At 31.9% G+C, this 20517-nt stretch carries 18 protein-coding genes; 17 read left to right on the top strand and 1 reads right to left on the bottom strand.

The window, feature by feature from the left end; genetic code table 11:
* The 9 genes from RMO83_RS00800 to RMO83_RS00760 form a co-directional block, all read left to right on the top strand.
* On the top strand, positions 1–925 hold a 925-nt coding region (locus tag RMO83_RS00800; RefSeq protein WP_310557770.1), incomplete at its 5' end, for an IS4 family transposase.
* 122 nt (positions 926–1047) lie between these two features.
* On the top strand, positions 1048–1749 hold the full coding sequence (locus RMO83_RS00795; RefSeq protein ID WP_310557769.1) for a glycosyltransferase family 2 protein: 702 nt from the start codon (positions 1048–1050) through the stop codon (positions 1747–1749).
* A 159-nt stretch (positions 1750–1908) separates the two neighbouring features.
* Positions 1909–2661 (top strand): glycosyltransferase family 2 protein, encoded by a 753-nt coding sequence (locus RMO83_RS00790; RefSeq protein ID WP_310557768.1) that lies wholly within the window; start codon positions 1909–1911, stop codon positions 2659–2661.
* Between the two features lie 354 nt (positions 2662–3015).
* Positions 3016–3900: an NAD-dependent epimerase/dehydratase family protein gene (locus RMO83_RS00785; RefSeq protein WP_310557767.1), complete on the top strand. Its 885-nt coding sequence runs from the start codon at positions 3016–3018 to the stop codon at positions 3898–3900.
* A 215-nt stretch (positions 3901–4115) separates the two neighbouring features.
* Positions 4116–5258, top strand: coding sequence for a DegT/DnrJ/EryC1/StrS family aminotransferase (locus RMO83_RS00780; protein WP_310557766.1), 1143 nt, complete (start codon positions 4116–4118; stop codon positions 5256–5258).
* A gap of 329 nt (positions 5259–5587) precedes the next feature.
* Entirely contained in the window at positions 5588–6136 is a 549-nt protein-coding gene (gene rfbC, locus RMO83_RS00775; RefSeq protein ID WP_310557765.1) for a dTDP-4-dehydrorhamnose 3,5-epimerase, read from the top strand.
* Positions 6136–6990, top strand: coding sequence for a dTDP-4-dehydrorhamnose reductase (gene rfbD, locus RMO83_RS00770; RefSeq protein WP_310557764.1), 855 nt, complete (start codon positions 6136–6138; stop codon positions 6988–6990). The genes rfbC and rfbD overlap by 1 nt, the downstream gene beginning before the upstream one ends.
* Positions 6991–7092: 102 nt before the next feature.
* The gene (gene rfbA / locus RMO83_RS00765; RefSeq protein WP_310557763.1) at positions 7093–7962 is read left to right on the top strand and encodes a glucose-1-phosphate thymidylyltransferase RfbA; all 870 of its coding nucleotides are present in this window, start codon (positions 7093–7095) and stop codon (positions 7960–7962) included.
* A gap of 422 nt (positions 7963–8384) precedes the next feature.
* Complete coding sequence (locus tag RMO83_RS00760; RefSeq protein WP_310557762.1) at positions 8385–10331, top strand: nucleoside-diphosphate sugar epimerase/dehydratase; 1947 nt, start codon at positions 8385–8387, stop codon at positions 10329–10331.
* A 59-nt stretch (positions 10332–10390) separates the two neighbouring features.
* Here the strand turns inward: RMO83_RS00760 and RMO83_RS00755 are convergent, their stop codons facing one another.
* On the bottom strand, positions 10391–11128 hold the full coding sequence (locus tag RMO83_RS00755) for a CpsB/CapC family capsule biosynthesis tyrosine phosphatase (RefSeq protein WP_310557761.1): 738 nt from the start codon (positions 11126–11128) through the stop codon (positions 10391–10393).
* A gap of 542 nt (positions 11129–11670) precedes the next feature.
* Between RMO83_RS00755 and RMO83_RS00750 the strand changes: the two genes are divergently transcribed.
* The 8 genes from RMO83_RS00750 to RMO83_RS00715 all read left to right on the top strand — a co-directional run bounded on the left by RMO83_RS00750 (position 11671) and on the right by RMO83_RS00715 (position 20455).
* Positions 11671–12540 carry an ABC transporter permease gene (locus tag RMO83_RS00750; RefSeq protein WP_310557760.1) on the top strand — a complete coding sequence of 290 codons (870 nt, stop codon included), beginning with the start codon at positions 11671–11673 and terminating at the stop codon, positions 12538–12540.
* Positions 12541–12597: 57 nt separating this feature from the next.
* A complete protein-coding gene (locus tag RMO83_RS00745; RefSeq protein WP_310557759.1) occupies positions 12598–13893 on the top strand; it encodes an ABC transporter ATP-binding protein in 1296 nt (431 codons plus the stop codon).
* 354 nt (positions 13894–14247) lie between these two features.
* Positions 14248–15996: an asparagine synthase (glutamine-hydrolyzing) gene (gene asnB / locus RMO83_RS00740; RefSeq protein ID WP_310557758.1), complete on the top strand. Its 1749-nt coding sequence runs from the start codon at positions 14248–14250 to the stop codon at positions 15994–15996.
* 3 nt (positions 15997–15999) lie between these two features.
* Positions 16000–16935 (top strand): glycosyltransferase, encoded by a 936-nt coding sequence (locus tag RMO83_RS00735; RefSeq protein ID WP_310557757.1) that lies wholly within the window; start codon positions 16000–16002, stop codon positions 16933–16935.
* An 11-nt stretch (positions 16936–16946) separates the two neighbouring features.
* Positions 16947–17576, top strand: coding sequence for an acyltransferase (locus RMO83_RS00730; protein ID WP_310557756.1), 630 nt, complete (start codon positions 16947–16949; stop codon positions 17574–17576).
* Positions 17566–18444 carry a class I SAM-dependent methyltransferase gene (locus RMO83_RS00725; protein ID WP_310557755.1) on the top strand — a complete coding sequence of 293 codons (879 nt, stop codon included), beginning with the start codon at positions 17566–17568 and terminating at the stop codon, positions 18442–18444. The genes RMO83_RS00730 and RMO83_RS00725 overlap by 11 nt, the downstream gene beginning before the upstream one ends.
* Complete coding sequence (locus RMO83_RS00720; RefSeq protein ID WP_310557754.1) at positions 18441–19334, top strand: SDR family oxidoreductase; 894 nt, start codon at positions 18441–18443, stop codon at positions 19332–19334. The genes RMO83_RS00725 and RMO83_RS00720 overlap by 4 nt, the downstream gene beginning before the upstream one ends.
* A complete protein-coding gene (locus RMO83_RS00715) occupies positions 19313–20455 on the top strand; it encodes a glycosyltransferase (RefSeq protein ID WP_310557753.1) in 1143 nt (380 codons plus the stop codon). The genes RMO83_RS00720 and RMO83_RS00715 overlap by 22 nt, the downstream gene beginning before the upstream one ends.
* The last annotated feature ends 62 nt before the right edge of the window (positions 20456–20517 follow it).

The raw sequence follows: 20517 nt of genomic DNA, 5'->3' as shown, positions 1-20517 counted from the left end.
AAATAAGAATAGAAAGGTTGAGTTTTTTGAAGATGTATACAATAAGTTGCTGTTCGAATATGGCTCAGTTTTGTCGGACAGCCGAATTCAAGATGTTATAAAAAAACAAGTAAAAATTGTTGATAGCACCACAATTAGCTTGTTTAAAGATATATTGAGTTGTGTTGGAAGAAAGTCAAAAGACGGAAAAAGTAAAGGCGGAATTAAAGTTCATACGGTTATTAATGCCGATGAAAAAGTGCCGAGTTTAGTCTGGTTTAGCCCAGCCACAACGCACGACCATAACTTTCTAAAGAAATTAAAATGTGATGATAACACCATTTATGTTTTTGACAAAGGATATAATGATTACAAGGCTTTTAAGCATTTTACAGACAATGGAACAGGGTTTGTAACTCGCATAAAAGACAACGCTGCTTACGATGTAATTCAAACAAAAGAAGTTCCTGAGTCCATTCATAGTGGAGTTTTGCGGGATGAAATAATTGAAATTGATGTTAAGGAAGGAAAAACAATCTCAAAATTGAAAGTCAGAAAAGTTAGTTTTTATGATAGAGAAAACAAAAGAGAATTTGAGTTTATCACCAATTTATTTGAGTTAAGAGCGGATTTAATAGCTGCATTGTACAAAATAAGATGGCAAATAGAGTTGCTTTTCAAACAACTAAAACAAAACTATCCGCTGAGATATTTTTTAGGAGATAACGAAAACGCCATCAAAATTCAGATATATTGTGTTTTGATAGTCAATTTACTAATAGCAGTGATTAAAAAGAAATTAAAAAGAAGCTGGGCATTTTCAAACTTGGTAAGTTTTTGCAAAATCCATCTTTTCAATTACATTCAATTGATGAAATTTTTAGAAAACCCAGAAAAAGACTGGATTATCGATAAAGCTGAAATAGAACAATTATCTTTTTTTTGACACCTTGTTTTTAAAAATGACAGAATATAAAAAATAAACAACTGAATAACAATAAGATAAAAAATAGAAATAGCCGTTTTTATTTTTTATCGGACATTAATGTTAAAAAAACAATAAATAGAATGATTTCAGTTTGTATGGCAACCTATAATGGAGAGAAATATATAAAAGAGCAGCTTTTGTCTATTTTAAAACAAATAGGCCCAAATGATGAAATTATTATTTCTGATGATTTATCTAAAGATAAAACTATTGAAATTATAGAAAGTGTAAAAGACGGTAGAATCAAAATATTTTTTAATAAAAATAGAGGATATACCAATAATTTTCAAAATGCCATACAACAAGCTTCAGGAGATTTCATTTTTTTATCAGATCAAGATGATATTTGGGTTGACAATAAGCTTAAAATTATGTCTGAATTACTTGTAAAATATGATTTTGTAGTTAGTGATGCCCAATTAGTAAATGCCAATTTAGAAAGTTTGGGAAGTACTTATTTTGAGTTAAGAGGCGGTTATGGTAACGGATTTATAAATAATTTAAAAAAATTAAAGTACATTGGCTGTTGTATGGCGTTTAATAAAATAATTTTAAATAAAGTACTGCCTTTTCCTAGTAACTCAAAATTATGTCCGCATGATTTTTGGATTGCTTTGATTTCAGAATTTTATTATAAAAGCCACGTAATTAAGGAACCCTTATTGTTGTATAGGAGGCACGGCGAAAATGTTTCTACTCATATCAGTTCAACCTCTCTGTTTTTTAAATTACAATTTCGAATTTATGCTTTATTAAAAGTATTTTCACGTTGCAATTCTTAATGAGATTTTAAAAATAATTTATTGTTTTTCCTGATGAAATTTGAGTTTAAAGTTTGCAAATATTGAAATTTAACCCATTATAGTTTATAAGTTAGCAAAATCTAACGCCAGCCCAATTTGCGTAATTTATAAATGTAATACTAAGAAGAAACATTTCAGATGAAAATCTCGATAATAACAGTTGTTTATAATAATGAAGCCACCATACAGCAAGCCATGGAATCAGTTCTTAATCAAACTTATTCCGATATAGAGTATGTTATTATCGATGGCAACTCTATGGACAAAACCGTTTCTATTATTGAAACTTACAAGAACAGATTGGGTTATTTTATATCAGAGCGTGACCAAGGATTGTATGATGCTATGAATAAAGGGATTCAAGCTGCCACGGGTGATGTAATAGGAATATTAAATTCGGACGATTTGTATCAAGATAGTACAGTAATTGCCGATATTGTAAACCAATTTAATTTGGATCCAGATTTAGAGATTGTTTATGGGAATCTAGTCTATGTGAAAAAAGATGCCGTAAATCAGGTCGTTCGTAATTGGAAATCTAAGGATTATTATAGCAAGTTCTTTGATGATGGTAATGTGCCTCCACATCCTTCTTTATTTTTAAAAAGGGAAGTGTACCAAAAAGTGGGGCTTTTCGATTTGGAATTTAAGCTTGCGGCTGATTACGAATTTATGTTTAGGGTTTTTAAAAAACATCATTTTAAATCCAAATATATCAATAGGTTAATTGTCAAAATGCGGTTAGGGGGAGAAACCAATAAAAGCATCCGCAATATTATTAATCAGAATAAGGAAATTATGCAAGCCTGGAAGCAAAATGGGTTAAATCCCCCACTAAAATTAATGCCCTTACGGATTTCTAAAAGATTGGGACAATTTATAAAACGATAGTATGTGCTGTAAATCATAATATCAATTTTCGAATTTATGGAGTAGAATTGTTAATAATAAAAGAAGCTTGAATGTATAAAATCAAAATGAATATTTTTTTTATAATACAGATTGTATTCCCTATTTTTGCGTATATTTCATAAAAATGTTTCATATACATTATATTAAGTTAATTTGAGATTTCAAATAATTAGAGTGTTATGATTGAATGTTTTAGCGAATGAGAATATTGATTGGAGTTAAATTAGGATGTAAAAGTAACCGTTCGATCCTGCAGATTAACTGAAAATGCAAATCTAAAGACAGTTTGCAATTGTAAGAAATAATACGGTATTTTAGAAAAAAAAAGAGAATATGATATTATTAACCGGTTCAAACGGTTTTCTTGGGAAACATATATTAAAAGGATTAAAGGTAAAATCTGTAACTGTAGGACGAAGTTCCACTTGCGATATCATTGCCGATTTATCTCGAGAAATTCCTTTGCTACCGCAAGTGAATTTGGTAATTCATTCTGCCGGGAAAGCCCACTGTGTTCCCGTAACGGATATTGAAAAACAATCTTTTTTTGATGTAAACGTAAAAGGAACGGAAAACCTTTTGAAAGGTCTCGAAAATGGAGGTTTGCCAAAGCAGTTTATTTTCATTAGTTCTGTTAGTGTTTATGGACTCATGTTAGGCAATAATATTGCTGAGGACCACCCTTTGTTGGCCACCGACCCTTACGGCAAAAGCAAAATTTTGGCCGAGAAATTGATCCAAGATTGGTGTGCGAAAAACAAAATTATCTGTACTATCTTACGATTACCATTGGTAGTCGGCAAGAATCCACCTGGAAATTTGGGAGCGATGATCTACGCAATACGCGACGGATTTTATTTTAACATAGCAGGAGGCTATGCCAAAAAGAGTATGGTATTAGCAGATGATATTAGTGCGGTTTTATTGCAGGTGGAAGAAATAGGAGGGGTTTACAATTTAACTGACGGGTATCACCCTAATTTTAATGAAATGAGTCTTATTATTTCTAGACAATTAGGCAAAGAAAAGGTAAGTAATATGCCTTTTTGGATTGCTAAATTTTTAGCTTTGATTGGTAACGTTATAGGTTCCAAATTCCCTATAAATTCTGATAAATTGAATAAATTAAATGGTACTTTAACTTTTGATGATTCAAAAGCGAGGCGAACATTTGGATGGAGTCCACATCCTGTGCTGGAAGGTTTTAAGATCAATTAGCCTTGTAGTAAATATTTTATACTTCATTGTTTACTTTTTTATTTTTGTGATTTTAATCCTATTAGTGAAAAATAGTGTTTCAATACTTTTGGTGTGAGTTAGTCTTATTTATATAAGTACTCAAAATGTAAATCATTTAGATTTCATTTAAAATCATTTTTTTTAACTTTTTGTCAAAATTGTGACAATCGATCTATAACAACGTTTTTAAAAATATGAAAACATCTAAAATTTACTTGTCTCAATCCCATATGAGTGGTAACGAGAAAAAGTATATTAATGAAGTTTTTAATCCTTATGCTGTTGATTATAAGGACTATAATCTAGATAGTTTTGAAGAGGTTTTAGAGAATTATCTTGGAAATAACTCTTTTGTTGGCGTGTTGAATTCGGGAACTGCAGCCATTCATCTTGCTTTGATTTTATTTGGAGTTAAGGCAGGTGATGAAGTAATTTGTCAAAGCTTGACTTTTTCGGCATCTGCCAATCCAATCTTATATTTGGGAGCTACCCCAATTTTTATTGATAGTGAATTGGATACTTGGAACCTTTGTCCTATTGCACTTGAAGAAGCGATTGTTGATAGAATTCAAAAAGGAAAAAAGCCTAAAGTTATAATTGCGGTACTTTTATATGGGGTTCCATATAAAATTGATGAGATTCGTTCGATAGCAATTAAATATGAAATTCCAATTCTAGAAGATAGTGCCGAAGCTTTGGGTAGTACTTATAAAGGTCAAAAATGCGGTACCTTTGGCGATATTGGAGTTTTGTCTTTCAATGGAAACAAAATTATTACCACGTCAGGTGGCGGAGCTCTTCTTGCAAAGACAAAAAAAATAAAGGAAAAAGCTATTTTTTTTGCCACGCAATCTAGAGACGAAGCGCCTCATTATCAACATAGCGAAGTAGGATATAATTATAGAATGAGTAACATTTGTGCCGGCATTGGTAGAGGTCAAATGGAAGTTTTAGAAGCTCGAATTGCGGCACGAAGGGCGATGCACGATTTTTATCTTCAATTATTTCACGACATTTCAGGAGTTTCTGTTTTTACAATTACCAACAAAGATTATTTTGTAAACTATTGGTTAAGTACTGTATTGATTGATTCAACTTTAACTCAGGGAATCACTAGAGAAACTTTACGATTAGCTTTTGAAGCTGAAAATATAGAAAGTCGTCCATTGTGGAAACCAATGCATTTGCAACCCTTATTCGAGAAATATCCTTTTTACGGGAACGATGTAGCAACCTCTTTGTTTGAAAACGGGCTTTGTTTGCCTTCGGGATCTAATTTAACTAGTGATGATCGAGTTAGAATTTTAGCAGTAGTGAAAAGAGTTTTTAATTTTTAGTATTTCTTTGTGATAAATATTCAAATGCTTTTTGTTACATAAACAAAGTGTTAATATGTTTTTGAAATGTTGTTTGTAATTAACTAAATTCTCGAAAATGCAATTGTTTTTTCATAGTCAAGAAAATTCAGGCTGAGTTTTTAGACGGTACTATTTTAAGAAAAATTAGATTTTTTGATGAATGGATACATGAAAATCTTGGAGCTAAAAAACTGCAAATGAAAAACCTAAAAATATTACGTTAGTAGGAATATTTAATACATTTATATCGTAAAAATCGATTAGATATTAAAAAAAATAATTAAACTTGCACACAAAATAGAAAAATAATGAATTTACAACCAACCTATATAAGTGATTTAGTAGTTCTTTCACCAGCTGTTTTCGAAGACGATAGAGGTTATTTTTTTGAGTCGTACAATAAAAGTAAACTTAGCGATTTTGGAATTCAAATTGATTTTGTGCAAGACAATCAGTCTTTCTCTAAAAGAGGTACTTTGAGAGGTTTGCATTATCAAAATCCACCTTTTGCTCAGACAAAATTAGTACGAGTTCTTCAGGGGGAAATTATGGACATTGCTGTTGATTTACGAAAAGATTCTGCCACTTTTGGCAAACATTTTGGAATACTATTATCTTCTGAAAACAAAAAGCAACTATTGGTTCCTCAAGGTTTTGCTCACGGTTTTTCAGTTTTAAGCGAAACAGCCGCAGTTTCATACAAATGTGACCAGTATTATAGCAAATTGAGCGAGGGTGGCATTCGGTTTGATGATGCTAGTTTAAACATCGATTGGGGAATGGATTTAGCTACAGCCATTGTTTCTGACAAAGATCTTGTTTTGCCTAATTTTGAAAATTGTAATTCTCAATTCTAATGAAAAAAATACTTGTAACCGGAGCCAATGGACAATTGGGTTCAGAAATCAAAATGTTAGCTCCTAATTATCCAAATTTTGATTTTATTTTTACTGATATAGAAGATTTTCCTTTAGACCAATCAGAGGTAATCGTTGCCAATTTTAAAACCATACAACCTGATATAGTAATCAATTGCGCTGCTTATACCGCAGTTGATAAAGCCGAAAGCGATTCGATTGTTGCTGATTCGATTAATCATTTGGCTATCTCAACCTTAGCTAGTTTGTGCGCTCATTCGGGTGCCAAGTTGGTGCATATTTCTACCGATTATGTTTTTGATGGAACTTCGCCAATCGGGTACACTGAATCTGATTTGCCAAATCCAAAAAGCGTTTATGGGGTAACCAAATTGGCGGGAGAAACTGCTTGCGTAAAAAATTGCCCTGAAAGTATAATAATCAGAACTGCTTGGGTTTATTCGGAATTTGGAAATAATTTTGTAAAAACAATGTTACGTTTAATGAGTGAAAGAGAAAGCTTGAGCGTAGTTAATGACCAAGTGGGTTCGCCTACATATGCGGCCGATTTGGCTCAAGTTATTTTAACAATTTTAACTGCCACCAAATGGGAAGCAGGTATATTTCATTATTCAAACTTAGGAGAAATCAGTTGGTTTGATTTCGCTCAAGACATTAAAGAAATCGCGCAAAAAACTTGTGAAATTAAAGGAATTCCTGCATCGAGTTATCCCACTCCAGCTGAAAGACCTGCTTATTCTTTGTTGGATAAATCCAAAATTATTGCTGTATATGGAATAGTGCCAATGGACTATAAAATTAGTTTGAAGAAAATGATTGAGAGACTAAAATAGAGGTGAGAAGTTGGAAATAGTTGATTATTATACCAATTACAAAAGTGATTTGATAACCTAAAACCTAAGACCTAACACCCATAACGTATAAACCGTAACATTATGAAAGGAATAATACTAGCCGGTGGATCCGGTACCCGATTGCACCCGTTGACCTTGGCCATGAGCAAGCAAATGATGCCTGTTTATGACAAACCGATGATTTATTATCCCTTGTCTACGTTGATGATGGCAGGAATAAACGAAATATTAATTATTTCGACTCCTCACGATTTGCCTAATTTTGAAAAGTTATTGGGAGATGGTTCGGCTATTGGTTGTCAATTTAGTTATGCTGAGCAGGCGATTCCAAATGGTTTGGCGCAAGCATTTGTTATAGGGGAAGAATTTATAGGTCAAGATAGTGTTGCCTTGGTTTTGGGAGATAATATATTCTTTGGCGCTAACATGGGTGAGTTATTGCAGTCGAATACAAATCCGCAAGGAGGCGTTGTATTTGCTTATCACGTTGCTGATCCAGAGCGCTATGGAGTGGTAGAATTTGATGATGACAATAAGGCATTGTCTATTGAAGAAAAACCATTAGAGCCAAAATCAAATTATGCTGTTCCTGGTTTGTATTTTTATGACAATTCAGTTGTAGAAATTGCCAAAAATATTCAACCTAGTCCTAGAGGAGAATATGAGATAACCGATGTCAATAAAGTCTATCTGCAAAAAGGGACTTTAAAGGTTGGGATTTTAAATAGAGGGACCGCCTGGCTAGACACAGGTACTTTTAATAGTTTGATGCAGGCTGGACAATTTGTTCAGGTTATAGAAGAACGTCAAGGCTTAAAAGTGGGTTGCGTTGAGGAAATAGCTTGGCGTCAAGGATTTATTAACAGTGAGCAACTTAAGGTATTGGCAGAACCATTATTGAAATCAGGTTATGGAAATTATTTACTCCAATTGTTAAAACAAAAAAGATAGATTTTGAATCCAGCTTTTAGACTGCCCTCAAAAAGTTAGACACTATTTGGGGGTATTTTTATGAAAAGAAAAGTCAACTGTGATTATGCGTTTAAATACGGGACAACTCAGGCATCTACAACAATATGGTCATATAGCCTCGATAATTAAAATAGTAAAAAATAAGGTTGATAAATGCTAAAAATTCATATAATTATTATTATAATGATTTTTAAAATAAAGAAATAGTTAAAAACTATGTAAAATAAAGGAATTTTAGCACTATCTGTAAAATAAAACGTGGTTTTTTGTTATTCCTACTTTTATTGTGTAGTTTATTTATAAAATGAAAATGATTATTATTTATTTAATTTTTTTTAAGATTTATTTGTACTTTTGTTAACTATTGCGATTTCTATGAATAATAAATACTTTATTTAAAGATGGGAAAAGATATTACAAAACGGTATTTTTCAAAGGATAACTTAAGATTCAATATTTATAATTTAAGGTATTTACCACGTTGGATTATATTATTAATAGATTTCACCGTTTTATTGTTGTCGTTCTATTTCACTTATTTAATTTTTGATGGAACAGGATTACATTACATTATTTATCCACAATTTTTTGGTTTTGTAAGTTTTTTATTTGGCATCAATTTGTTTTTCTTTTGGTTGTTTAGAACTTACGCAGGAATCATTAGACATTCCTCCTATATCGATGCGGTTAAACTTTTGTTTTCGCAGACTGCAGTATTGGTTTTTTTCCTTTTTTTCAATTTTTTGTTTGAGTTGTACTTTGGTAAAAAAGCATTTCTAAATACCGCTTTTTTTATCAATATTGTTTTGTCCTTTTGTGGATTGTTTTTATATAGAGTGGTTGTGAAGCAGACTTTTGAACTCTATTTTATTGAAAAAAATGACGCAAAATTGATCAAAACTATTATTTATGGTACAGATGCTAACGCTATATCGATTGCCAATGCTTTAAAATTTGAAACCCCTTCTCGTTTTAAAATCATTGGATTTGTCGATAAAAACAACCAAAACGGCTCGAAACGTATGTTGGATTTGCCTATTTTAGTTTTACAAAAGAAACTTCCATCTTTAATGCGGTCTATTGGTGCTGAGGGTATTATAATTGCAGATAAAAGTTTATCAAAAGAAGAAAAAATAGCTATTATTGATCAGTGTATAGAATTTAATTTTAAGGTGTACACCATACCTACTATTTCGGATTGGGCGGATCAAAAAGAAATTTCTCAAAAAGTAAAAAACATTCAAATAGAAGATTTATTAGAAAGAAGCCCAATTGTATTAGATAATGAATCGATTTCTAGGCAATTGAAAGGTAAGACCATTTTAATTACAGGTGCCGCAGGGTCTATCGGAAGTGAGATTGTAAGGCAAGTTTTGAGTTTTAATCCTAGGAAAGTAATTATATTAGATCAGGCCGAAACCCCATTGCATCATATAGGACTTGAAGTAGAAAACAGTAATACATCGGTCATTATCCATTCGATTATCGCTGATATAAGAGATAGATCTGCCATTGAAAGGGTCTTTAAATTATATAAGCCCGAAATGGTTTATCACGCTGCTGCCTACAAGCATGTACCCTTAATGGAAAGAAATCCATCTCAAGCCATACTTACTAATGTAAATGGAACAAAGAATCTTGCCGATTTAGCGTGTGAATACGGTGTGAAAAATTTTGTTATGATTTCTACAGATAAAGCCGTTAACCCCAGTAATGTTATGGGCGCAAGTAAACGAATTGCTGAAAAGTACGTGCAATCTCTTCATTTAAAAAGTAAAGAAAGTAGTGATTTATGCGCTACAAAGTTTATCACCACTAGATTTGGAAATGTTTTAGGTTCGAATGGTTCGGTTGTGCCACTGTTTACTAAACAAATTTCAGTAGGTGGTCCCATTACCATTACACATCCTGATATTATTCGCTATTTTATGACTATTCCAGAGGCTTGCCAACTGGTATTAGAAGCTGGTTCAATGGGAAATGGAGGTGAAATATATATTTTTGATATGGGTAAACCTGTTAAAATTATTGATTTAGCAAGAAAGATGATAAAGTTAGCAGGATATATTCCAGATAGAGATATAAAAATAAAAATTGTAGGTTTACGACCAGGAGAAAAATTATATGAAGAGCTACTCAACGATACTTCAAAGACCTTGCCGACCTATCACGAAAAAATTATGATAGCTCAGGAAATCCAAGAAGAATTTTTAGATTTACATTCAAACATTGATGAACTTATAGGTATTGCCACTTTCTTTGATAATGATGACATTGTTGCCAAAATGAAAAAGATAGTTCCAGAGTTTATTAGTATGAATTCAACTTTTGAGGTATTGGATAAGTAATTTTTGCTGGAATTTTGAACATCGAAGTTTCTAATCAATATTAATTACAAAGACAACTACTATATTTTAAAAAATTGATTGTTGTTTAGTACTTCTTTTAATGCTGCTGCATCTTTTATTCTAATTTTTTGATGGAAGGCTGCAATATGATTTTTGTGATGAACATCAGATCCTGCAAAACTGTACATTCCATTTTGGAGTAATTTTTCTGCGGCTTTTGCAATTCCCGCACCATAATATCCAACAACAGACAGCAAATTCAATTGTAACAGACAACCCGCGTTGATTAATTTTTTATACTGTTCTAAGTCAGTATGAAAAAAAACGTATCGTTCTGGGTGTGCCAAAACGGGAATGTAACCGGCTACTTGCAAATCAAACAAAATGGAATACAATTGAATCGGAGGATTAATATAAGACATTTCTACTAAAACATAATTGTCTTTAAGTGTTAGTAAATTCCCGTTTTGAAAAAGAGACACAAAATAATCATCCATCATATATTCAGCTGCGGCTTTAAAAGGAATGGAAACATTGTTTTTTTTCAATTCCTCACATGTCACTTCTTCGTTCGCCTTAATATTTTGGTTGTTGTTTTCCCAAATATGACGAATGATGTGCGGTGTGGTTATAAATTGTGAAGTTCCAAAACCTTGAAGCTCTTTTGTCAAGTTCAAACTATCGTTAAAAGTTTTTGCACCGTCATCAATACCTGGTAAAAGATGCGAGTGAATGTCAATGTAATTACCAGGAATTAAATCCTTAAGAAGCGGTTTTGATTTTAAAAAAGATAACATATCGCAAAGATACACATTTTGTTATTTAGTATTTAATGTTTGGTTACAGTTTTTAGTAAAAGTTTACATTATATTTAGCTATATTTACTTGTGATGGGATTAAATTAATCTGGACTGGTGCAGTTATTTTTATTGAGAATTCTAAACTCATTCTCAATAAAATACTAAACTACACTACTTTTAATTTTCCTTTAACAGCTTCAGATAACAGGGCTATTTGATAGATTCGGGCGTGTATTTCTGAAGTCGTTCATAAAAAAAAGAGTCACGACGGCAGTGCATAAAAAGCTAAGATGAAATAAATAGATTGTTCAGCAGTTGGTCTTGATAGCTAACAATAGTGCTAAATAAAACATTACTTCGAAAGTTAAGGATTATAAAAAAGGCATTTCGACACAATTAGTGTTAAAAACTGGAAATGAAAATCTAAAAAAATAATTACATCCAGCAGGTTTAAATTATTATATTTGCTCTCGAACAGCAAATATTTTTATTTGCAGTTATATACGCCAACAACGCCCCTAATTGATTTCTAAATAATAATGAATACTGCAAATAATATTGAAAATGACTGGTTGTTTGAGATTACACCCAAGAATAAGTTCTTCTCGCTCAATCTCAAAGAAGTATGGCAATACCGAGATTTACTGATGCTTTTTGTGAAAAGAGATGTCGTAACGGTTTACAAACAAACTATTTTAGGCCCTTTGTGGTATTTGATTCAGCCGCTGTTTACCTCCATCACCTTTACTATTATATTCAACACAGTAGCTGGAATAGAAACGGGTACTATACCTCCTTTTTTGTTCAATTTGGCCGGAATAACGGTTTGGAATTATTTTACAGCTTGTCTCAATGACACCTCAGATACTTTCAAAAAAAACGCGGCTATTTTTGGCAAAGTTTATTTTCCTCGTGTCATTATGCCAATTTCGATCGTTATTTCTAATTTGCTTAAATTTGGCATTCAGTTTCTTATATTTATTGGGTTTTACATCTATTATTACATACAAGGTGCTGCTATAAATTTGAATTTTTCTCTATTATTTTTTCCTCTACTCATTGCGCTGATGGGTGTTTTAGGCCTGGGATTAGGGATGTTTATCTCTTCTTTGGTTACAAAATATAGAGATTTTAGTTATTTGATTGGTTTTGGGGTACAATTGTTAATGTATCTTTCAGCAGTGATGTATCCGATGGCTTTGATTCAAAAAAAAATGCCCGATTACGCCTGGATAATACACTATAATCCTTTGGCTTATATCGTTGAAACCACACGCTATATGCTTCTGGGAATAGGTTCTATTTCCTTTTTGGGGCTGTTATATACTATTGGTTTTACACTCGTGGTATTCCTTTTAGGACTATTGATTTTTAACAAGACCGAAAAAAGTTTTATTGATACGGTTTAGTTTTAGCGATCAGTTTTCAGTTTCTAGTAATCCGTTACACCAGAGTAAAATATAAAAATGAGTAAAGACATAATTTTAAAAGCTGAAAACATCTCAAAGCAATACCGCCTCGGTCAGGTAGGTACAGGAACACTGAGTCATGATTTGAATCGCTGGTGGCACCAAGTGCGAGGCAAAGAAAACCCCTATCTTAAAATTGGCGATACGAATGACCGCAGTACTAAAGGGGAAAGCGATTATGTTTGGGCTTTGCAAGACATTAATTTTGAAGTGCAACGTGGCGAAGTCCTGGGCATTATAGGCAAAAACGGAGCTGGAAAATCTACCTTATTAAAAATATTATCTAAAGTTACTGCACCCACCACTGGGAGTATCAAGTGCGGAGGCCGTATTGCTTCTTTGCTCGAAGTAGGAACCGGATTTAATGGCGAAATGACCGGACGCGAAAATATTTTTTTGAATGGTGCTATTTTGGGTATGACCAAAAAAGAAATCACCTCGAAGCTGGACGAAATCATAGATTTTTCAGGTTGTGAGCGCTACATTGACACTCCTGTAAAACGTTACAGTAGCGGTATGACAGTGCGATTGGCTTTTGCTGTTGCTGCTTTTTTAGAACCGGAAATTCTGGTTATAGATGAGGTTCTTGCTGTAGGCGATGCCGAGTTTCAGAAAAAAGCTATTGGTAAGATGCAAGATATTTCTAAACAAGGTGGAAGAACGGTGTTGTTTGTGAGTCATAATATGGCGGCAATACAGAGTCTATGTACACGCGCTATTGTATTAAAAAATGGGACTGTGGTTTTTGATGGAAAAACAGATGAAGGAATCAATTATTATTTAAGCCTGAATAGTTCTACTGATACCAATATTTCAATTAGAGATATAAAAGAAAGAAAAGGAAGAGGAGAAATAAAAATTGTTGATATCAAGATTTTTGATAAGAATGAAAATGAAGTCGATACTATTAGAACCGGCGAAAAAGCAATAATTAAAGTCTATTTTGAAAGTAGTGTGTCAAACATTCATAAAAAAAGCCGACTTAGCTTAGGTATTCATAATCAAGGTAAAATTTTTGTATTATTATCTACTGAGTTGGGAGCCAACGAATATATGGAGTTGCCTCAAAAGGGCTTCATAGAATTTAATATCCCTAAATTACCATTGACAAAATCCAATTATACCATTGAGACTTATTTAGAATGTGATGGTGAGTTACAAGATTGGATGGAGAATGCCTTAGTTTTTACTGTAGAAGATGGTGTTTATTATGAAGGCGGTTTAAATTATCCTGGCGGATGGGCTGGAAAAACAGTTTTATTAGACTTTAGTTGTTCGTTCACTACTAATTAAAAATTATCCCAATTAGGTTTTAAAATACTATCTAGATTATTGAGACGAAATGTGCTAAAATTATACAACTTGTATACTATGAAAAAAATAATTTGTCAAATGTGTTTCTTAGCGGTTTTTATCAGTTGGTTGACCAAGTATTGATACCTTCACATTATTGCAAATCTAGTAATATGTCATTTCATATTTAAAATACTGCATAAATCTTTCTATTTGTTTAATACTTTTGCTAGTAATACATCTTTTTTAAGAAGGCTTTTGAAAAATGTCCGGCAAGTTAAAGTCTGGTTTTTGGTTTGAGAGGTTCGCACTGCTAAGTGAAAACTTTTATTACTTTGTTTTAAAATATATTATATGTGCGGAATTAGCGCTTTTTATTCATTTACTAAAATTAACAATGAAATCATTGCTAAACTTTCGAGTTGCAATAATGATATGTTTTATCGAGGACCGAATGAACAAGATATTTGGAATGACGATAAAGTTGCTTTGGCTCATGTACGCCTATCAATAATTGGTATAGATAATGGACATCAGCCTATTTTTAATGAAGATAAAAGTAAAGTTCTAATTTGTAATGGAGAAATTTACAATTATAAATTATTAAAAAAAGATTTACAATTAAAAGGTCACGTTTTCTCAACGCTATCTGATTGCGAAGTAATTTTACATATGTATGAAGAGTATGGAGAAAATTTAAATGATAAACTTGATGGCATGTTTGCTTATTGTTTGTATGATATAAAGAACGAAAAACTTATCACCGGAAGAGATGTAGCAGGAAAAAAACCTTTGTATTATTCCATTTTATCAGAGGGTATTATTTTCTCGTCTGAATTAAAAGTAATAAAATCTCATTTTTCTACTAACGCTTTGAACTTTGAGAATTTAAGGCAAGTACAAAAATATTCCTATTCCATTTCAACGACAGATACATATATACAATCCATAAAAAAATTACCCAATGCTTCTTTTGCAACGATTACTCCGAAGGGACATTTAAATATTAAAAAGTATTCCGAAAGAAATTACAAGGCAACATTTGGCGGAAATTACCAAGAGGCATGTGATGAAGTAAAAAGACTTTTGTTTAATGCTGTCGAGAAAAGATTAATGAGCGAAGTTCCTATTGGAGTTTTATTGAGTGCCGGCGTTGATTCATCTGCTATTGCAGCAATAACAAGGCAATTTAGAGAAGATGTAAGTGTCATTTCTGCAGGTTACAAAGGTAATTTTAGCGTTGATGAGCGTAAAGAAGCCAAACGTTTTAGCGATGAAATGGGGCTTATTTGGCATGAAATAGAGTTAGATTCTAATGATTTCAGTAATTCGTTCAATGATATTCTCAATCATATTGACGAGCCTAATGGTGACATAGCCATGTTTGCACAATGGGCGATTTACAAAAAAGCCAAAGCGATGGGCTTTACAGTTTTGCTAAGCGGAAATGGAGGAGATGAGCTATTTTATGGCTATAGAGCACACAATGAGTATGCTGAAAGTTTGAGTTGGATAGAAAATAATTATTTAGAAGATTTTGCCCGAGGAAAAAAAGAAAAATTAAAATCAATAGTAAAGCAAATCCTTTGGCTTAATTTTAATTCAAAAAATAAGTTTTTATTAAATTCTAAAAGAACTGGTCATTTACCAGTTTTTGAAGAACTTACTAAATTAGCTTTTCAACAACAAATCCCTTTTGAAAGAATTGACTGGCATAGAATTGATACAGAGTATTATATAGATAAAATTTACAATTTCATGCATTATGCTTGGCTAACTAACAATTGCTATTTTCTAGGGGATAAATTGGCAATGGCTCAATCTATAGAAATGCGTTCCCCTTTTGCAGACAAAGAATTAATTAATTTTATAGATACTTTACCATTAGATATCAAGTTTCCTAATCAACAACCCAAAAAACTTCTAAAAGACAGTTTAAAAACGGTATTGCCAGACTATGTTTTACATCGTCATAAAACAGGATTTACTCCGCCGAATTCATTTACAAAACATATTATTGATAATTATAAACCTCTTTTTTTTGATGAAAAACCCGTGACCTTTTCACAATTAGTTACTGATATTTTTGCAGCAAAGTTATAGATAATGAATTTAGCCCCTATCATATTATTTGTTTATAATCGGCCTTTGCACACGCAACAAACTTTAATGGCGCTTGAAAACAATGAGTTTGCTCAAGATTCAGTTTTATACATTTATGCTGATGGTATAAAAGACGATGCTAATGTTGAGGAAAATAAAAGAATTCACGAAGTTAGAAATCTAATAAAAAAGGAATGGAAGTTTAATAAAATTAATATTATTGAAAGGGATAAAAATTGGGGTTTAGCTCAAAATGTTATAGATGGGATTACAACTATGTTTACTGAATATGACAAAATCATTGTTTTAGAGGATGATATTGTAACATCTCCACATTTTATTAGTTACATGAACACCGCTCTTGCTCGCTATGAAAATGAGTTTGTAGTAAAACAAGTAAGTGCTTTTGCATTTGATTTGGACGTTAAAAAAAGTAATAGTGCCTATTTTATGCCACTTACAACCACTTGGGGTTGGGCAACCTGGAAACGAGTTTGGGATGAAACTAATTTTAACCCTCAAGATTATGTAGTATTAAAAACCAATGCAAAATTACGACATCAATTCAATCTTGAAGGAAACTATGATTATAGTTCTATGTTGATTACGCAAATGGAGAGTCAAAATATAAGTTCTTGGGGAATTAGGTTTTGCTGGAGTATTTTTAAAAATAAAGGTTTAGTTTTACATCCAGATTACTCTTTGGTGCATAATATAGGTTTTGACAATTCTGGAGTTCATTGCGGTAATTCTAATCTGGCAAATACAAAAAATTGGAATCCTAATTATAGTATTATAACTTATCCTATTGATATTAAGATTGATCAAAATAAATTCAAGCAACTAAAAATTTACCTAGGAAATAGAATAGGAGTTATTGGAATTGGATTAAAAATTATAAATAAATGCAAAAAATTTATTATAAGTTTACTTAGATAAAAAGTTGTTTTATGAAATTACTTAAAAAAATTTACAATCATATTTTTGCAATTATTAATAATAGTGAAAGCGCTGTGAAAAGTGATTTAGATTATATTTTGTATCCGGTAAATACCAATATTTCAAATTTAAAGATATCTGTAAGAAACCCAAAAGAAGAGAAAAAATTTCTTGAAATAGGAGAAAATTGTCAAATTAGCGGAAATTTTATTTTTGAAATGCAAGAGGGTAAAATATCTATTGGAAATCGTACCTTTATTGGTGGCGGAATGTTTATTTGTATTGATAAAATTGAAATAGGGAATGATGTTATGTTTTCTTGGGGTTGTACCGTTGCTGATAATAATTCACATTCACATATATGGTCAGAACGTCAAAATGATGTTTTGGAATGGAAAAAGGGACTTGATGAAAATAAAACGGGAGCTTACAAGGATTGGAGTAATGTTAAAAGAAAAAAAATTACCATTAAAGATAAAGCTTGGATTGGTTTTAACAGCATTATTTTAAAAGGAGTAACTATAGGCGAAGGTGCAATTGTAGGCGCTGGAAGTGTTGTAACTAAAGATGTTCCTGATTGGACAATTGTAGCGGGAAATCCTGCGAAGATAATTAGAGAAATCCCTGAGAATGAAAGATAAAATGACTTGGGAAGAAACCATAAAATTCATTCGCACTCTACCAGAATTTAAAGGTTTAGTAGAGAAAGCCTATTTTGAGGAAGATTTGCCTTTGAATGTCGAGCGATTTAAAAAAAGTGAAGAATTTACAGAAACACTTCAGCTTTTAAAGCAATATCAACCTGATGCAAAATTCCTGTTGGATATTGGAAGTGGAAATGGGATAAGTGCAATAGCACTAGCACTTGAAGGATATAATGTGGTAACTATTGAGCCTGATTCGAGTGATACTGTTGGCGCTGGTGCTATTAGAAAATTAAAAGAGCATTACAATTTATCAAATTTAGAGATTCATGAAGCTTTTGCAGAAGAACTGCAATTGCCAAATAATAATTTCGACATCGTTTATGCAAGGCAATGCTTGCATCACGCCTATGATTTAAATAAGTTTGTTGCAGAAGCTAGTCGAGTAACAAAAAAAAGAGGTCTATTTATTACCATTCGAGACCATGTTATTTTTAATGAAAAAGATAAAGAATGGTTTTTAGCAACTCATCCTTTGCAAAAGTTTTATGGTGGGGAAAATGCGTTTACTCCTACTGAGTACAAAAATGCTATGGTAAATGCTAGATTACAAATCATAAAGGAGCTAAAATATTATGATAGTGTAATTAATTATTTCCCTGCACCTAAACAAGGTATCGAGAATCAACTTAAAAATAGAAAAGAAAAAGTGATTGAAAAATTGCGAAAAAAAATCGGAATATTTTCAACTATAACTTTAGTGCAAAAAATAGTTTTTAAAGTTGTAGGGGTGAGTAAAGAAAGTGTTTACGATGAAAGTAAAATTCCTGGTAGGATGTATTCATATTTATGTTTTAAAAAATGAAAATTTTAATTATAGGTTCTCAAGGATTTATTGGTAGTCATTGTGTAGCTTTTTTTGAATCTAAAGGGTTTGATGTTTTTCAAGCCGATGTTGATGCATCGACTTGTAAAAACTATTATAAGATGGATCGGCAAAATTCTGATTATTCGATGCCGTTTCAGGAAAATCAATATGATGTTTGTGTTAATGCTTCCGGTTCGGCACACGTGGGTTTCTCATTCGAAAAACCTTCTAAAGACTTTGAATTGAACGTGGTCAATGTCCAAAAAATATTGGTTGCCATCAGGGATTATAACAGCAATTGTAAATTTATTAATTTTTCAAGCGCAGCGGTATATGGCAATCCCCAATTTTTGCCTATAACAGAAAACAGTGTTTGTAAGCCCTTATCTCCTTATGGTTTTCATAAATTGCAAAGCGAGTTATTGCTTACAGAGTATAGTAAATTTTTTGGTTTGAAAACGTGTAGTCTTCGTGTTTTTTCGGCTTACGGACCAGGATTAAAAAAGCAATTGTTTTGGGATTTGTATCAAAAAGCACTCGTTGGAAACGAGATTTTGCTCTTTGGTTCGGGAAGCGAAACCCGCGATTTTATTTATATTGACGATTTAGTACAAATCATAGATTTGGTTATCCATAATTCTCCCTTTCAAGGTACTATTTATAATGTTGCCAACCAAGAGGAAATTACAATTGCCGAAGCTGCACAAGTTTTTGTCAATGAATTTTCGCCTGAGAAGAAAGTGGTTTTTAATGGTGAGGTCAAACAGGGTGACCCCAATAATTGGCTTGCTACTATTGATGCCGTATCGCAAATGGGTTATTTAAAAACAATTTCTTTAGGCGAAGGAATAAAAAAATATGTAAAATGGCTAAGAGAGTTAAAATAGGATTGTTATTTTATTATGATGAAAACTGGATAGCCGGGAGTTATTATATTATTAATTTAATACACTCTTTGAATTTGCTCGAAGACAAACAAAAACCGGAGCTCATTATTTTATCTGAAAAAAGTGATGATTTCGAAAAAATCCAAGAAATTAATTATCCTTACATACACTACAAATTATTGAATGTAGAATTAAATCTTGTATATAGGGCAATTAATAAAATCACCAGAAAATTCATTTTTAAAAGAAATATTATTAGAAATGTTGATACCAATGTAGATCTGCTTTTTCCATCTAACGGTAGTCTTGCTTTAAGTTGGATTAAAAAACACTTGTTTTGGATTCCGGATTTTCAAGAGCTGCGTTTGCCTCAGTTTTTCCCCAATGAAGATTTAGTGACGAGGAAAAAAAACAGGAAAATTTTTTCCCTCAGCAATGGAAATGTAATTTTTAGCAGTCAAGACGCGCAGGATGATTACAACTTTTTTTTCCCTGACAATGTAACAAAAAATCAAGTGTTGCACTTTAATGTTTTTCATCCCGATTTCAGTGAGTTGGATGAAAAGGTATTACTGAAATATGGGCTAAATAAGACTAACTATTTTTTTTCGCCCAATCAATTCTGGAAGCATAAGAATCATATTGTCATCCTAGAAGCTTTAGTGCATTTAAAAAAACCGAATAAATTGAATTTTACTGTTGCTTTTTCAGGCAAAGAATACGATTATCGAAATCCTAATTATTTTGAGGAATTGCAACAGTATGTTAAACAAAATGACATTCAAGACCATGTTAAATTTCTAGGATTTATTGATAGAAAAGAGCAATTGTATATCATGAAAAACGCTTTAGCCGTCATTCAACCCTCTTTTTTTGAAGGTTGGAGTACCGTAATAGAAGATGCCAAAAGATTGAATCAAAATTGTATTGTATCTGATTTGAAAGTAAATCAAGAGCAGTTGGGAGATAAAGGATTTTATTTTGATCCTAATGATGCAGGCGAATTAGCTGCTCTTCTTTTAAAATTTAATACTGAAAAAATCATAAATCCAAATTTTGACTACGAGGAACAATCGAAGCTATTTGGAATAAAATTTATGGAAATTATTAATAGTTTGTAAGTTTTAGGTTAACATCAGCGTAAAATTTAAAAATAGTGAAACAAAAAGGTTTAACAATAATA

It is taken from the genome of Flavobacterium sp. (assembly GCF_031423415.1).
In the GTDB taxonomy this organism is placed as follows: domain Bacteria; phylum Bacteroidota; class Bacteroidia; order Flavobacteriales; family Flavobacteriaceae; genus Flavobacterium.
The sequence above is the reverse complement of the archived record's forward strand: the minus strand, read 5'-3'. Positions and strand labels throughout refer to the sequence as shown.